The sequence below is a fragment of the Wolbachia endosymbiont (group A) of Conops quadrifasciatus genome (genome assembly GCF_964027015.1).
In the GTDB taxonomy this organism is placed as follows: Bacteria; Pseudomonadota; Alphaproteobacteria; order Rickettsiales; family Anaplasmataceae; genus Wolbachia.
Genome location: NZ_OZ034722.1, coordinates 258,644 through 274,480 on the forward strand (window position 1 = coordinate 258,644; position 15,837 = coordinate 274,480).

The 15,837-nt window shown below is 34.1% G+C and carries 11 protein-coding genes and 1 pseudogene; 8 read left to right on the top strand and 4 right to left on the bottom strand.

The features are described 5' to 3' along the window. Nucleotides 1–31 precede the first annotated feature (31 nt). Both ileS and AAGD69_RS01335 read left to right on the top strand, forming a co-directional pair. Complete coding sequence (ileS, locus tag AAGD69_RS01330; RefSeq protein WP_341812313.1) at nt 32–3,358, top strand: isoleucine--tRNA ligase; 3,327 nt, start codon at nt 32–34, stop codon at nt 3,356–3,358. Nucleotides 3,359–3,426: 68 nt separating this feature from the next. Continuing rightward, on the top strand, nt 3,427–6,108 hold the full coding sequence (locus AAGD69_RS01335) for a hypothetical protein (protein ID WP_341812314.1): 2,682 nt from the start codon (nt 3,427–3,429) through the stop codon (nt 6,106–6,108). A gap of 7 nt (nt 6,109–6,115) precedes the next feature. On the opposite strand, the gene pheT is transcribed toward AAGD69_RS01335, so the two are convergent. The 3 genes from pheT to AAGD69_RS01350 all read right to left on the bottom strand — a co-directional run bounded on the left by pheT (nt 6,116) and on the right by AAGD69_RS01350 (nt 8,919). After that, entirely contained in the window at nt 6,116–8,512 is a 2,397-nt protein-coding gene (gene pheT, locus AAGD69_RS01340) for a phenylalanine--tRNA ligase subunit beta (protein ID WP_341812315.1), read from the bottom strand. A 120-nt stretch (nt 8,513–8,632) separates the two neighbouring features. Next, nucleotides 8,633–8,803 (bottom strand): hypothetical protein, encoded by a 171-nt coding sequence (locus AAGD69_RS01345; RefSeq protein WP_341812316.1) that lies wholly within the window; start codon nt 8,801–8,803, stop codon nt 8,633–8,635. Then, on the bottom strand, nt 8,785–8,919 hold the full coding sequence (locus AAGD69_RS01350; protein ID WP_341812317.1) for a hypothetical protein: 135 nt from the start codon (nt 8,917–8,919) through the stop codon (nt 8,785–8,787). The genes AAGD69_RS01345 and AAGD69_RS01350 overlap by 19 nt, the downstream gene beginning before the upstream one ends. Before the next feature lie 230 nt (nt 8,920–9,149). On the opposite strand from AAGD69_RS01350, the gene AAGD69_RS01355 reads away from it, so the two are divergent. The 6 genes and pseudogenes from AAGD69_RS01355 (at nt 9,150) to AAGD69_RS01380 (ending at nt 13,733) form a co-directional block, all read left to right on the top strand. Then, complete coding sequence (locus tag AAGD69_RS01355; protein WP_341812318.1) at nt 9,150–9,875, top strand: F0F1 ATP synthase subunit A; 726 nt, start codon at nt 9,150–9,152, stop codon at nt 9,873–9,875. A gap of 60 nt (nt 9,876–9,935) precedes the next feature. Continuing rightward, nucleotides 9,936–10,163, top strand: a complete 228-nt coding sequence (locus AAGD69_RS01360; RefSeq protein ID WP_265026588.1) for a F0F1 ATP synthase subunit C — start codon at nt 9,936–9,938, stop codon at nt 10,161–10,163. A 3-nt stretch (nt 10,164–10,166) separates the two neighbouring features. Beyond that, a complete protein-coding gene (locus AAGD69_RS01365; protein WP_341812319.1) occupies nt 10,167–10,646 on the top strand; it encodes a hypothetical protein in 480 nt (159 codons plus the stop codon). An 8-nt stretch (nt 10,647–10,654) separates the two neighbouring features. Continuing rightward, nucleotides 10,655–11,131, top strand: coding sequence for a hypothetical protein (locus AAGD69_RS01370; protein ID WP_341812320.1), 477 nt, complete (start codon nt 10,655–10,657; stop codon nt 11,129–11,131). A 14-nt stretch (nt 11,132–11,145) separates the two neighbouring features. After that, nucleotides 11,146–12,753 (top strand): annotated as a pseudogene (locus tag AAGD69_RS01375) (glycosyltransferase family 2 protein). Beyond that, entirely contained in the window at nt 12,702–13,733 is a 1,032-nt protein-coding gene (locus tag AAGD69_RS01380; RefSeq protein ID WP_341812321.1) for a COX15/CtaA family protein, read from the top strand. Before AAGD69_RS01375 ends, AAGD69_RS01380 begins: the two are co-directional and overlap by 52 nt. Here the strand turns inward: AAGD69_RS01380 and AAGD69_RS01385 are convergent. Next, entirely contained in the window at nt 13,716–15,794 is a 2,079-nt protein-coding gene (locus AAGD69_RS01385) for an acetyl-CoA carboxylase biotin carboxylase subunit (RefSeq protein ID WP_341812322.1), read from the bottom strand. The genes AAGD69_RS01380 and AAGD69_RS01385 overlap by 18 nt on opposite strands. Nucleotides 15,795–15,837 lie beyond the last annotated feature (43 nt).

Sequence of the window (15,837 nt, forward strand, 5' to 3'; positions counted from 1 at the left end):
TATTCTTTGGCTTTATCCGGTCAAAATGAACATGAAGTCAAAGCATTATCCTGATACAGTAAGTAGTACTGATTTTTCGTCGTTAGAAAAAGAAATCATAAAATTTTGGCAGGAAAATAAAGTTTTTGAGCGGTCAGTTGGAGAACGTTCCAAGGATAATTGTTTTGTGTTTTATGATGGGCCTCCGTTTGCAAATGGACTTCCACATTATGGACATTTACTCACTGGTTTCATCAAAGACACATTTGCAAGATATCAAACTATGCTTCAAAAAAGGGTTGAACGTAGATTTGGTTGGGATTGCCATGGATTACCGGCTGAGATGGGTGCAGAAAAAGAACTTGGAATATCTGGTAGAACTGAGATAGAAAAATTCGGCATTGAAAAATTCAATAACCATTGTCGTACTTCTGTAATGAGATTTTCATCAGAGTGGGAAAAATATGTCAATAGGCAGGCAAGGTGGGTGGATTTTCATAATGACTATAAAACCATGGATAAATCATTCATGGAGTCGGTCATGTGGGCATTTAAACAGCTTTATGATAAGGGTCTAGTGTATGAATCAGTACGCGTTGTTCCATATAGCTGGGCGTGCGAAACTCCATTATCCAATTTTGAAATAAGGCTTGATAACGCGTATAGAGAAAAGACTAGCAAAGCTGTAACTGTTGCATTTGAGCTTTTAGAAAACCCACAGCAGTTTAAAAGTGTTAAACAAAAATGTAAATTACTTGCTTGGACTACAACTCCTTGGACTCTTCCTAGCAATCTGGCATTGGCGATAGGAAAGGACATCAAGTATTGTGCAGTGTCAGTCCACTCTTTGGTGTCATTCCAGCGCGTGACGATGGAATCTATTTCTGGATCCCAGTGTCGAAGCACTGGGATGACAGAAGTTAATGAAAGGAGTTCAGTGAACAGTGAAATTTATATTTTCGCTGAAAGCTACCTAGAAAAATTTATCAGCCACTCTGAACAAAACAATATTCCATATGAAAACTGCAATATAAAACTTAAAGCGAATGATCTTGCAGGCCTTTCCTATAAGCCGCTGTTTGATTACTTTAAAGATACAAAAAATGCATTCCGTGTTTTTGTTGCTGATTATGTTACAGGAGAAGATGGTACTGGCGTTGTACACACTGCTCCTGGATTTGGTGAGGAAGATTTTTACCTTTGCCAAAGCCATGATATTCCGGCTATTTGTCCAATTGATAACAGTGGAAAATTTACTGCTGAAGTTTCAGATTTGGCAGGGGTTCATGTTTTTGATACCAATGATACAGTAATAAAAAAATTGAAAGAACAAGGAAACTGGTTCAAAACTGAACAATATATTCACAATTATCCACACTGCTGGAGAACTGACACTCCTTTGATCTATCGCACTATGCCTTCTTGGTATGTTGCCGTTACAAAATTCAAAAGCAGAATGGTAGAGCTAAATAAGAGAGTTAATTGGATACCAAACCACATTAGAGATGGTCAATTTGGAAAATGGCTTGAAGGGGCACACGACTGGTCAATTTCACGCAATCGATTCTGGGGTACTCCGATTCCTGTGTGGCAATCAGATGATACAAGATATCCAAGAGTAGATGTATATGGTTCGATAGAAGAACTAGAGCGAGATTTTAATGTTAAAGTAGATGATTTGCACAGACCATTTATCGATACTTTAACAAGACCAAATCCTGATGACCCAACTGGAAAATCAGTTATGCGCCGTGTACCTGACGTGTTTGACTGCTGGTTTGAATCTGGCTCGATGCCATTTGCGCAAGTCCACTATCCGTTTGAAAATAAGGAGTGGTTTGAAACTGCGGATTTTATCACTGAATACATAGCGCAAACCAGGGGGTGGTTTTATACGCTCTTTGTATTGTCCACTGCTTTGTTTGATAGGGAACCATTTAAGAACTGCATATGCCACGGTGTTGTTTTGGATGTAAAAGGGCAAAAATTGTCCAAGCGTTTGAATAACTATGCAGATCCAATGGAGGTTTTTGATAGATACGGTTCTGATGCACTGCGTTTTCTTATGCTTTCTGGATCTATTGTTTGTGGTGGTAATTTGCTACTCGATAAAAAAGGAAACTCAATACGAGATGTTCTGAAAAACGTAATAAAACCTATTTGGAACAGTTATCACTTTTTTACCATGTATGCAAATGCAGATGGAATTAAAGCTGAAGTTTGTAAGGATTATCAAAGTACTATTGATCGCTACATGATTTCCAAATGTTTTGAAGCTGTAGAAAGTATCCAAACTTCTATGAACAGCTATAACTCCCAAGAGGCTTGCAAAATTTTGATGAACTTTTTTGAAGTGCTAAATAATTGGTATATTCGTCGCAGTCGCGAGCGTTTTTGGAAAAGTGATTTGGATCAGGATAAAACTGATGCTTATAATGTTCTATATACGGTTTTTTATTACATACTAAGAGCTGCAGCCCCTTTGTTGCCACTTATAACAGAGAATATATGGCAAGGGCTTAAGTATGAAGAAACATCTGTTCATTTGGCTGATTTCCCACAATTAGAGAAGTTTGATAGTCAGCTCATTGCCAAAATGGATCTAGTGAGAGAGATATGTAACTCTGCACTCTCTATTAGAAACACTTTTAATATACGTATCAGACAGCCACTTAGTAGTATGACGATTTATCATAAGTCTTCCTGCGGTTTTCTTAAAGATGAATATCAAGAGATGATAAAAGATGAGGTAAATGTAAAAAAACTGAAGTTAGTAAACAGACTTGAAGATATTGCATCACTAGAGTTAAAACTCAACTTCCCTGTGCTTGGAAAAAGAATTCCGGAGAAGATTAAGACACTGGTTCAATATGTTAAACAAGGAAAGTGGAAACAAGTTGAATCCGGTGTCATCCGAGTAACTGACACTGGGATCCAGACGCAGATTCCAGCGTCACGCGCTGGAATGACAGAAAGAGGTCTCATATTTTTGGGGGACGAGTCAGAAAATTATATCATAGAAAAAGGCGAATATGAACTATTATTAAAAGCAAACAGTGAATTCTCCTCTGTATTTGATAACAACAAAGGGGTTGTTATCCTAAACACTACTTTAAGTGATGAATTGATTCTAGAAGGGCTTGCAAGAGATGTAGTGAGGCTCATTCAGGAAACTAGGAAACAAGCTGATTTTCATATGTCCGATAGAATCAGAGTAATAATCAAAACAGAAGATGAGAAAATTAAGGAAGCAATAAATACGTGGATTGAATATATAAAAGAGCAGACCCTTGCCTTATCTTTGGACATTAATACAGAAATTGGAACTAACTTTTATTCTAAGGAATATCAGGATTTAAATGTTAGCATTGAGCGTTGAATTTTTAATAAAGTTGCAAGATTGTCAGTATTGATGCTATACTTAAGGTAATTGGATAAGGTTATGGTATGAATGCTGTTGTAGGTTGTGAGGAAGTTGTTGACTTAAATAACAATAGTGGTGATTTAGATGTATTAAATGGACAACCTAATTTACAAAGAGAATCTTTTGCTACTTCAGAAAAACAGGAAGGACCTGTTGCTACTTTGGAAGAGCAAGAATCTGTTAGTAATTTAAAAAAAATAGGTGCTGATTTTAGCATTCCACTAAGTATATTTCATTATAAAGATTACGGTTCCGATTTTTTTACTTCCTGGTATAATATATCAAGCGAAATATTTAAGGCAATAAACAGAGCTTGCCTGGAGAAGAAAGTATTAAATTCAACTCTATCAGTTTTAATGTTTCCTTATGTTGCTTCTGTTGCATTGGGGTTAGTTATATATAAAACAAACAGTAAAACACAAACCAGTTCAGAGGAAAGTAAAACAAAAAAGAGTGAGGTAAGTACAGCAAAAAGATTGGCATATGGCGTTCTTGCTGCAATTGCAATTCTTGTTGATATAGCTGTGCTTATAGCCTTAATTATTCCTGCAACACCCGCCTTAGCTACTTTTTATCTTACAAACAGAAAGTTATCTCATTCTTTGGTTGCTGCTCTAAAAATAAGTAATGGGTTATATCAGAATGAACACCAGAATATTGAAGTATCTTTTCGTGAAATAGATGCTGGTAAGTCAGACATTAAGTGGGATATGGAAGTTAAGTTTCCACCGCAATTTGAACAATTACTTAGAGATTTATATGAAGATAAAGATGGTAGTTGGTTTAATGTTGCACGTGATTCAGAACATAATACCATACTGAAATTATCAGCTAATATCAATTTAAAAAACGGCCTTAGGCCTTTACGTAATGAGATCAAGAATGTGCTTGCAATTTCGATTCAGGAATTCGCAAAGACTATGGAAGAGCTAATGAAGCTAGAAGGAAAAGATATTACATATGATAAGCTGAAGGAACTGTTGAACGAATTTAGACTGAAAGTGGTGGATAGTGTAGATTCTAAACTGGTGAATTACTTAATACAAAATGCTTATCGAGTTGCTTTTATACAAGCAATTAAATTTGCACAAAAAAGAAGAGAAGATTTTTCATTAGAAGATGCGCTAAGAGATATATTCGTGAAACAAGAATTGGAGAGCCAAGGTAAAGAATTACCAAGTAAAAAAGAAATTATAATAGAAGATTTGAAAAACGTAGGAATAGAAGTACCAAGTGACTCAAAAGATGATGAATTTTCTGTACATGAGGCGGAATGGAAAGAGCTTAAAGAGAAAGGCAAAATAGTTGAAAGAAAAGCAATTGATATTTATAAAAATGATCATCCCCAAGCAACAGAGAAAGCCTTGGATAATGCGAAAGAAGAGATTGAACGTTTAAGAGGAATAGGTCAAATAAGGTATAACAATAGACATAAGGAATTAAAAGAAATACATGGAAACAGTAGCTTAACAGATGGCACCTTAAAAAGGAGGTTAGAAGACCTTTTTAAATTTGAATATGATGATCAAGAGGTTGAGCGTAGGCTGATAAAATCAGTAATAAAAAAAGCTCAAGGTGAGTTAAGTCAATCAGGTATACCGGATAAGGAGAAGCAAAGCCTAAGGAAGCAGCTTGAAGATTTAGAAAAAAAAGTAAAGGTTCTATCGGATAAGGAAGCTTCAGCTAAAATAAATGACTTCATAGAAGAGGCGTATTTAGAAATAAAAAAACATAAAGTACAAAGGTTGCTTAAAGAACAAAAAGAGGGTGTTTTAGATTTATGCGGGACATTAAAAAGATATGATGAATCAGATCTAGCAGAAATAATTGAAGCTTTTCGTGTACAAGATGAAGGACATTTAGAAGAATCTACATTAGAACAAACACTCAAAGATCAAAATGAGCGTTTACAAGCTAAACAAAGGGAAAAAGGGCATCCAATTACAAAGTCAATAGAAGTCCTTCTAGAAAGGAATGAAGCGATTCTAGAAGCATTAGAACAATTAGAGTTAAAAAAAGAAGGATTGTTGATAAATGAAGAAACAAAAAATAATTATAGAGAAGAGCTGGAATCTCGTGAAAAAATAAAATTTGCAATAATAGAAGATAAGTTGTTGGAGGTGCTCAAGAAAGAAAATTTTGATGAAGCAGAGATCAAGAAATTATTAGAGAAAGCAGAACTTGAGTATTGTTTAGCAGAAAAATGCATAAAAGGTCCTGTAATTAAAACAAAAGATAATATCAAGCATTTTTGCCAGGATTTATTATCTCCTTTGATAGACAATTTGGTGAAAAATATAATAAACAATGTATCAAAAGATAATGATGGATTGCTTACAAAATTTAAAAAGCTTCTAAGCGTTGGTTGGAGGTGGTTCCAATTAGGAGCTGCACCTTTTGTGTCTTCTGTGCCTCTTGTACATCGTATATATGATCAAAACTTGGATGAAGCGCTAAAAACAGGACAGAATACACATAAGGAAGTGGAAGCATTTCTTCAACATTCCGAATCAAGTTATGAAGAAGTAGGAGCCTTGGTAGGTAATGTATTTTCTGATGATGGAGAAACATTTAAAAATGATATATGGCCTAAGATAAGGGATAATTTATATGAAGTATGGGATAGAATTTTTAAGGATATTGAATTCAAGGTTGGAAGTAGATTAGATGAGGTAAGCTTGGACAGCAAAAGCAGAAAACTATGATTGTGACTCAATGATAAGTTCTCAAAGTTCCTCCGGTATTTTCATATACCAAATTGACTATAGTACTTGATTCTTTTTGGATCTCTTTTTCAGTTAAAGTGTGGATTGTAGAGCAGAAAGTAACTGATAATGCTATAGACATCTTATTCGATTCTATATTATTTCCATGGTATACGTCAAATACTAAAACTTCTGTGATGAGCTCTGAGCTTTTTTTTACCACATTGATTATGTTACCTACTTCCACATCCTTATTTACAATAAATGCAAAATCACGTTTTACACTTTGGTATTTATAATCGATAAATTTCTTTCTACTTACAGGTAAATTTTCAATATTTTCCAGTATTACCTCAAAACCTACAACTTTTTGCTTGATGTCAAAAAGATCTAATATATTAGGATGCAACTCTCCAAAATAACCTGCTACTTTATTCTTAAAAGAGAGAGTGCCTGACTTTCCTGGGTGGTAATGTTCTTTTTCTGCTCTCTCTATCGTTAAATTATAGCAATTGACGTTAAAAAACTCCAAAGCTGCTATGCAATCAGCCTTTGCGTCAAAAACATCTACTTTCCTATCAGTATTATAATGGTTTCGTGGTAAATTATTTCCTGTTCTTATTCCACTTAAGACATGTTTAGACTGAGCTTCACCATCGTAAATCGGCCCAATTTCGAAGATTGCAAGATCAGATACTCCATGGGCAATATTATCAGCAGTGACTTGCAATAAATTTGGCATAATACTTGGTCTCATCATATTAAAGTTATTGTTAAACGGATTATCGATGATAAATAACTTATTCGAGTAACCAAATTTTTCAGCTGTTGATTCACTCATAAACGACCAGGTTAGCACTTCATGAAATCCTCTGTTTGTCATCAAAATACGCAAATTGTTGTATGTACTATCTACTTCTTCAACATTATTTGGTAGTGGTTCTTCTTTTATTTTGTCATAGCCGTATATTCTTGTTACTTCTTCAATTAGGTCAGCAGGTATAGTCACGTCCGGTCTCCAGCTTGGTACTTGTACATTCCAATTGCCTTCGGTTTTTTTATCAATACTAAACCCTAGTTTCGTTAAGATATCGAACGTCTCATCAGGTGATACAGATACACTTCCAAACTTGTTTATATCTTGGTAATCAAGGCTTATCTTAGCATCATTCCGGCATGGTTTTTTCTGGATCCCAGTGTCAGCTAATTGGATGACAGAGGTGTATTCTTTATCTAGATTACCGGCAGACACTACGCTTGAGACTTCTCCACCACATAAATCCAAAATCATTTTGGCTGCAAGATTGAGTCCATCAAGGGTAAATCCAGGATCGATTGAACGTGCAAATCTGTAACTAGCGTCTGTGGAGATGCTGAGCTGTCTTGAAGATTTAGTGATAGAGATTGGATCGAGCAAAGCTAATTCCAAAAAAATATTGGTGGTTTCAAGAGTACATTCACTGCACTTTCCACCTATAATTCCAGCAACTCCATGAATATTTTTACTATCAGAATAAATGTTTATATTATTATCCAGTAAATATTCCTTACCATTTAAAGCAAAGAAGCTTTCTCCATCATTTGCTTTTCTTATTGTAAGTTTGCCATCTACTTTGTTTGCATCAAACGCATGCATTGGACGATTAAAAGATATCATAATATAGTTAGTAATGTCAACTATTTTAGAAATGGAGCGCATTCCTATCGATTCCAATTTATCTTTTAGCCATTTTGGGCTTTCTTGATTTTTTACATTGGCGATGTATATTCCACTAATAAAACTTTCTCCGTCAGTCACTTCAACATCGATTGGTGAATTTATGGAGCTGGTAAGTTGTGGAATGCTTAAAGTCTTTAATGTTCCAATTCCAGTTGCAGCAAGGTCGCGAGCTATTCCATAAATGCCTAAGCAATCTCCACGATTTGGAGTAACATTTATATCAATTACAGGGTCACAATTGAAAAATTTATCCCCTGCTTTATAATCATCAGAAAGCTCGATTATTCCTTCACTTTCCTCTTGAACTAGCGCAAGTTCAGAAGTAGAGCAGAGCATTCCTTCACTTAGCACTCCTCGTATTTTTGTTGGCTTGATTGTAAAATCACTTTCTGGCAATGTGCTACCAAGAGATGCAAGCACAGTTTTCATACCTTCTCTAACATTGTTTGCTCCGCAAACTATTTGTAGAGTTTTACTTCTGTCATCTACTTTACATAATTTTAATTTATCGGCATTTGGATGAGGTGCAACTTCTAATACTTTTGCAACAATAAAACCAGCTAATTTGGTATTGTCGATCACATCTTCTACTTCTAACCCTATGTGAGTTAATTTATCGGTAATTTCTTCTAAACTAGCATTGGTTTCTAAGTGCTCTAATAACCAAGATAATGTGAATTTCATGAACCTTTAAAGAAATAAAAGAGTTATTGTAATATAAAATGTAGTGCTTTTAAAGCTTGTTGTAATGGAATAAAAGGTAACTTCTACATCATAAACAAGGATGCAGAAGTTTTTGTAATTTTATATATTATTGTAGAGAGAATTTATCTTCTCGATATCACCTTTTAAATCTATCTCCATAGAGAGCTTAAGATTCATATTGTGGTTATCTTCATGGAAGTTATGAATGTAACCATCAATAGTTAAGTTTCCTATCATATTATGGCTTTTATCTAGTATTTCGCTTCCCATTTGATAATGCTAGTATATTCGTTAAAGGAGCCATCTGTTAGTTTAATGTATCCACTACCAAATTCCTGCTCTAAATTTAAAGGATGATTAGTGTTAATAAAATCTATTTCGTTCATAATAATACCTCACTAAAAATTAAATTATAATTAAAATAAGATGTTAAGTCAAGATATTGAATGATTTAATAAGATTAGTAAGTTTTAAAATACAGAGCTGACTGTAATTAACACTCTAATTACATATTTTGTTAATGTATCAATGTTATAATGATACAGGCCTTTATCTTAATTCTTGACTTTGTCCTATAAAATTTATACTTTATTTACTGTTTATAGTTCAGATTAAAATGGCATTAAATCCACTGGAACAGTTTAAAGTATATACAATAATAGAGTTACCTAGGTTATTTGGGTCTGACGTAAGCTTTACCAATTCATCTCTTTTCATGATGATTTCGGTGATATTGGTGATACTCTTTTTGCTTTTTGGAATAAAGAAGGGGTCAGTAATACCAGGATATTTGCAAGCTGCAGTTGAATATGTATATGATTTTGTTGTTTCAATAATAGAAAATAACACTGGAAGCAAAGGCTTGCAGCACATTCCATTGATATTCACAGTATTTATTTTCATTTTATCATGTAATTTGGTTAGTGTTCTTCCTTATAGTTTCACGGTCACAAGTCATGTGATAGTCACCTTCGCTTTATCGATGGTAGTTTTTACTTATATAACGATTGTTGGGTTTAAGGAAAGGGGAGTAGAATTTTTACGTATATTGTTGCCAAAAGGCACTCCATTATGGCTTGCACCCATGATGATTTTTATTGAGTTATTTGCTTACCTGGCAAGGCCTATAAGCTTATCAATAAGGCTTGCTGCAAACATGATTGCAGGTCATACAATTATCAAAGTAATAGCAGGGTTTATCGTAAACATGAACGTGGTTCTAACCCCTATACCATTTTTATTTATAATTGCATTAATAGGGTTTGAAGTGTTTGTTGCAATTCTGCAAGCTTATATATTCACCTCTTTAACATGTGTATATTTATCAGATGCAGTAAAATAATTGACTTACCTGCAGAATATTTTATAATTAATACTATAAAGAAATAGTTAAAGGTAATATATGGATTTAGAAGCTTTAAAATTTGTAGCGATTGGTTTTTCTATATTTGGAATGCTCGGAGCAGCTTTGGGTGTGGCAAATATATTTTCTACTATGTTAAATGGGCTTGCAAGAAACCCTGAATCAGAAGATAAAATGAAAAAATATGTCTATACAGGAGCAGCTTTAGTTGAAGCAATGGGATTATTTGCGTTTCTACTTGCGCTATTGTTAATATTTGTTGCTTAACACATGCCACAGCTTGATGTTTCAACCTTCTTTTCTCAAGTTTTTTGGTTTTTAATTTTTTTCTCTTCACTTTTTTTTATAGTAAGTTGTTTGTTTTTACCAAAGTTAGATGAAATAATAAGCACTAGAAGTAAAGAAGTATTGGGTTCTTTTAATAGTTCTATTCATCTTTTAAGACTTACGGAAAATCAGATTGCCAAGTATAATGCTGCTTTAAACCAAGCTAGAATACAGGCAAAAAAAATCATAGATGATGCACTTGCTCAGGTAGAAGAAATGAGAGCTAATGTTAAGAATATATTAGAAGAGGAAGACAAAAAAAAGAGCAAGCTTATTGAAGAAAAAGTGGCAGAATTTAAATCTGAATATACTGATCAGTTAAAACAAATGGCTACTAGTATTGCTTTAATTTATTATACTAAATTGACCAATTCTGAAATTGAAGAGGAGTTTGTTGCTGACTTGGTGTCCAAAGAATTTTAGGGGTTTTTATGTCTACATCACTGATTATCGGTCTTTCCTTCTTGGTAAGTTTTGTCCTTTCGTATAAATTGCTAAAGAAAGTGATAAAAAATGCGCTTAACAATAAGCGTAACAAAAGCAAATTTTCAAGTGAAGAAACTGAAAAATTCAGGAAAGATATGTTGGAGTATTACAAAAAATCTTCTGAAAAATACAAAGAATTAGATACAGAAGTTAATAAAATTATGAATGAAGCACTTGATAAAGCTAATAGTATCATTAAGCACAATAGACAGCAGCTAGATCAGACATTAGATGACAATGCCTATTCTAACTTGAAGAAAGTCACTGACCAAGTTGAAAAAGCTCTTGGAAATTTACAGGCTAACACAGCGAATATAGCTGCTGATGCTGTAAAAAAAATAATGCATGAACGTAAAGATGATAAGCGTAGTAGCGAGGTCATATCTTCATTTTCACGTGACTTAAATAAAAAATTGCATTAGGTTTAATGCAACAATTGCCTATACTTCAAGCTGATAATGTAAAAAAAATTAAGTTTTATTCTAGTTTGTGCAAAGGGCCAGAGAAACTTTTTTACTATAAATTTAATATGATTCCTTGGCAAAAATTAAATGATACTACTTTTTTTATGGTTGAAGACACAAGCCGAGATATCAACCGTTGGGTCGAAGCTCATTACGGTATTGACTATGTATTAATAAAAGTGAATAGCGAACAGATTTTAAATCTTATTAACTCGCACTTTGGTATTTCAGAATTTGCAAGCAACTACTTATATTACAAGAATGCTAATTTTTCAGCTAAAAGCATTAAACTAAGCTCAATATTTTTTGCTTCTTTCTTTATTTTAACTTCAATTTTAACACTAACAGAGAAATATACATATTTTGCTTTGATGTTGATATTTATAATCGGATGTTCTAGTTATTTATTCAAGTTTATAGCTACAATTTTTAACTTATGTGAAACCTCCAACCAAAAAGTGGATTATAGTAAGCTGAATGAAGAAGATTTTCCTATATATACTATTTTATTGCCTGCTTTTAAAGAAAGTGCAGTGATAGAGCAATTGATCGAAAGCATTGAAAGTTTGGATTATCCAAAATCGAAATTAGATGTGAAGCTTCAGGTAGAAAGTGATGACCAGGAAACGCTAGCAGCTATAGAAAAGTACACTTTACCGCAGTATTTTGAAGTAATAAAAGTGCCTCATTCTTTGCCTAGAACAAAAGCCAAGTCATGCAATTATGCTATGAGCTTTGCTAGAGGAAAGTATGCAGTAATATATGATGCGGACGATAAACCAGACCCATTGCAGTTAAAAAAAGCACTGATTGATTTAATAAGGGCGACGATAAGCTTGCCTGTGTACAGGCGAAATTAAATTACTATAATTGTGATTATAATTTTCTCACAAAATCCTTTTCTCTGGAGTATATGAACTGGTTTCAATACTTATTGCCTGGATTCCAAAAAATGAACATGCCAATGCCTTTGGGTGGTAGCAGTAATCATTTTTCAGTAAAAATTCTAAAAAAATTGTTTTTCTGGGATGCTTATAAGTGTTACCGAAGATGCTGACCTTGGTTTGAGACTTGCGCAAATGGGATATAAAACCAGGATGATTGACTCAGAAACATTGGAAGAGTCACCAATTGCTGTATTTGCTTGGATTAAGCAAAGAGCGCGCTGGATCAAAGGCTATATGCAAACTTATATTGTTCATTTAAAAAATATAAAGTCACTTTATAAACACACTGGATTTAAGGGAATTTTGCTATTGAATCTTTTTGTTGGCTCTGCAGCTTTTATATTTTTTACTACTCCATTTTTACTGCTTTCATTGATATTAACTAAAGTTTTAAATGAATTATTTTTGTACTACTTTGTAGTGGTATACGTTACTAACCTGATTCTTTTGGTAATAGCTGTCAAACAGCAAAAGATGCCTTTTTATTTTTATATAGTATCGATATTTTTTCCGGTCTATAGTCTGCTACATAGTGTTGCAGCTTTTCTTGCCTTGTGGGAATTTATTCTTTACCCTGAGCGATGGAACAAAACTCAGCATGGTTTATGGAACAAAAGCAATCAAAACCTGTAGCTATTTGGCTTTTTCTCTGCTGTATTATGGTAATTCTCATGGTGGGGATTGGTGGATTTACCAGACTTTCAAAAGCAGGATTGTCAATCACGGAGTGGAAACCCATCACTGGAACATTGCCACCACTGAGTGGACAAGATTGGCTACAAGAAAAATTAAAATATGAAACTACACCTGAGTATAAAGCATTCAACTATGGTATGAGTATGGAGGAATTTCAGGCTATATACTTAATAGAATATTTACACAGATTGGTTGCAAGACTAACAGGTTTAGTTTTTGTCCTGCCATTTATATATTTTACATTAAGAAGAAAAATATCTAAAAAGGTAGTAATAAGGCTATTTGTGGCATTATTATTTGGAGCTTTACAAGCTTTTGCTGGTTGGTATATGGTTAAAAGTGGTTTAGTAACTGAACCTCATGTTAGCCACTATAGGCTTGCACTTCACTTATTATTAGCATTAATTGTCTTTGCATTATTGTCATATCAATTTTTTGATTACCAAATCAGGCCAAAGCAAACTAAACTTAAGATTAGTAGTGACACTATATACTACACAGGGATGATTTTGGCCCTAATTGTAATACAAATAATTTTCGGTGCGTTTGTTGCGGGATTAAATGCTGGTTTGATTTACAATACCTTTCCACTAATGGACGGACAAATCGTTCCAGAAGATTTATTTTTCTTACACCCTATATGGCTGAATATCTTTGAGAACAGAGCGACAGTGCAATTTATACATCGAGCACTGGCATTGCTAATACTAGCTTTGGTAGTAATACTCACAGTAAAAAATGCTAGCGTAAAACCGGTATATATTATGCTGCTCTCCGTTATCATTCAGATTATTTTGGGTGTAATTACTCTATTATTGCACATACCAATAGCCATTGCCATAGCTCATCAAGTGTTTTCATTTATCTTGTTTGGGTCAAGTTTATACTTCTTGTGTTATTTAAGAAAGCAGAGCTAATACTACATCACCAATCTGCACATTTTTTCCTTCTTGAACGAGAATATTTTTTATCACCATTGCTGCTTCAGCACATATGATATTTTCCATTTTCATTGCCTCCACCACAAATAAAGGTTGTCCTATTTCTACCTGATCTCCTATATTTACGTGCAACTTAACTAATAAGCCAGATATTGGGGATTTTACAGCATCTGCTGAAATCCCTTCTGTTTCATTATTTAGCATTAACCTACTTAATTCAGCTACATGAGGCTTAAATATACAACACTCAGCTTTCATGCCTGCATGTCTTATGAAGTATTTGCTGCCTTGTTTTTCTACTTTAAATGTTATATCAGCATCATCATTAATTGTAATATATAGTAACTTATGACTTGATTTCCACTTGCCTACTACAGAGTATGTATTGTGGTTATATACTGTTGTTAATATATTATCTTGATATCTTGCACTTACGGAGTACTCATTGTCATTTATATTCACTATGAATAAATCTCTTGCACGGTCACCTGCCATCCGAGTAGCTGATACTGGTGCCCCTTCTTTTTTACTAGATTCCATTGTCACGCACTGGAATGACACCTGAGGTGTTTCATTCACTGCTTTATGATGGTACCTTTCTTCATTTTCCAAATAAACATATAACGCAGTGAAAATAAATATTTTAATATACTCCTCTGTAACAAAATCGCCGTGAAACCCACTAGGGTAATGGTCTGGAATGAATCTCGTATGGAGCTTTGCTGCAATAAAATTTGGGTGATGGAAGATGGATTCTAGAAATTCTATATTATTTGTTACTCCTTCTATATAGCATTCAGACAATGCTTTTTGCATTCTACTGATCGCTTCTACTCTATCTTTTCCATATGTTATAACTTTTGCAATCATTGAGTCATAGAACGTGCTAATTTCTGAACCTGCAGCAACTCCATCATCTATTCTTACATAATCATTTTCATCCGGTTTATCGTAATATTTTATTCTTCCGCTGGAAGGGAAAAATTTCTTCGATGGGTCTTCAGCGCAAATTCTACTTTCTATTGCAGAACCAGTAAGTTTAATATCATCCTGATTGAATCTCAATTTCTCTCCACAGGAAGTTCTAATCATTTCTTCTACTATGTCTATTCCAGTTATAAATTCTGTTACTGGATGCTCAACTTGCAATCTCGTATTTACCTCAAGAAAATAGAAGTTTTGGTCTTTATCTACAACAAACTCAACAGTGCCTGCTGAAAAATAGCCAACTTGCTTTGCCAGAGAAACACATTGGACATACATTTTTTGTCTTACTTCTTCACTAATGAATGGACTTGGCGTTTCTTCCATTATTTTCTGGTTATTCCTTTGTATCGAGCATTCTCTTTCTCCAAGACACACTATATTGCCATATTTATCTGCTATGATTTGTATTTCAATATGTCTTGGTAGTTCTATATATTTCTCTATAAAGATACTGCCATCCTTAAAACTTTTCTCTGCTTCATTTGTTGCTGATGTGAACGCTAGTTCAATTTCTTTTTTGGAATTTACAATTCGCATTCCTTTGCCACCACCGCCTGATGCAGCTTTGAGCATAACGGGAAAACCGACCTCTTCAGCAACTTGAGCTGCGTGGGCAGCATCGCTGATCTTACCCATATATCCTGGCACTACATTCACTCCAGCTTTTCTTGCCGCTTCTTTTGCTGTTATTTTGTTGGCTGTAACTTCTATTGTTTCTGCACTGGGACCGATGAAGTCTATATTGTGTTTTTGCAGAGCACGTGGAAAATCTGGATTCTCTGCTAAAAAACCATAGCCAGGATGAACTGCCTGCGCACCTGTTTCAACTGCTACCTCGAATATTTTTTCAATGTTTAAATAACTAAGGCAAGATGGCGAAGGGCCAATATACCTCGACTCATCTGCTTGCCTTACATGCACAGAATTTATATCCGCATCCGAATATACGCATACACAAGATATACCCATCTTATGGGCAGTTCTGATAATCCTGCAGGCAATCTCCCCTCTGTTTGCTATTAAAATCTTACTGTACTTCTTTTCTGTCATCGTATAAATATACTTTCTTAAGAATCACTCTTAAGAAAGTACA

Coding starts and splice junctions, on each gene's coding strand:
- AAGD69_RS01345 (WP_341812316.1), bottom strand. CDS start 8,803: ATGGGAAGCGAAATACTAGATAAAAGCCATAATATGATAGGAAACTTA.
- ileS (WP_341812313.1), top strand. CDS start 32: ATGAAGTCAAAGCATTATCCTGATACAGTAAGTAGTACTGATTTTTCG.
- AAGD69_RS01385 (WP_341812322.1), bottom strand. CDS start 15,794: ATGACAGAAAAGAAGTACAGTAAGATTTTAATAGCAAACAGAGGGGAG.
- AAGD69_RS01350 (WP_341812317.1), bottom strand. CDS start 8,919: ATGAACGAAATAGATTTTATTAACACTAATCATCCTTTAAATTTAGAG.
- AAGD69_RS01380 (WP_341812321.1), top strand. CDS start 12,702: ATGGAACAAAACTCAGCATGGTTTATGGAACAAAAGCAATCAAAACCT.
- AAGD69_RS01355 (WP_341812318.1), top strand. CDS start 9,150: ATGGCATTAAATCCACTGGAACAGTTTAAAGTATATACAATAATAGAG.
- AAGD69_RS01365 (WP_341812319.1), top strand. CDS start 10,167: ATGCCACAGCTTGATGTTTCAACCTTCTTTTCTCAAGTTTTTTGGTTT.
- AAGD69_RS01335 (WP_341812314.1), top strand. CDS start 3,427: ATGAATGCTGTTGTAGGTTGTGAGGAAGTTGTTGACTTAAATAACAAT.
- pheT (WP_341812315.1), bottom strand. CDS start 8,512: ATGAAATTCACATTATCTTGGTTATTAGAGCACTTAGAAACCAATGCT.
- AAGD69_RS01370 (WP_341812320.1), top strand. CDS start 10,655: ATGTCTACATCACTGATTATCGGTCTTTCCTTCTTGGTAAGTTTTGTC.
- AAGD69_RS01360 (WP_265026588.1), top strand. CDS start 9,936: ATGGATTTAGAAGCTTTAAAATTTGTAGCGATTGGTTTTTCTATATTT.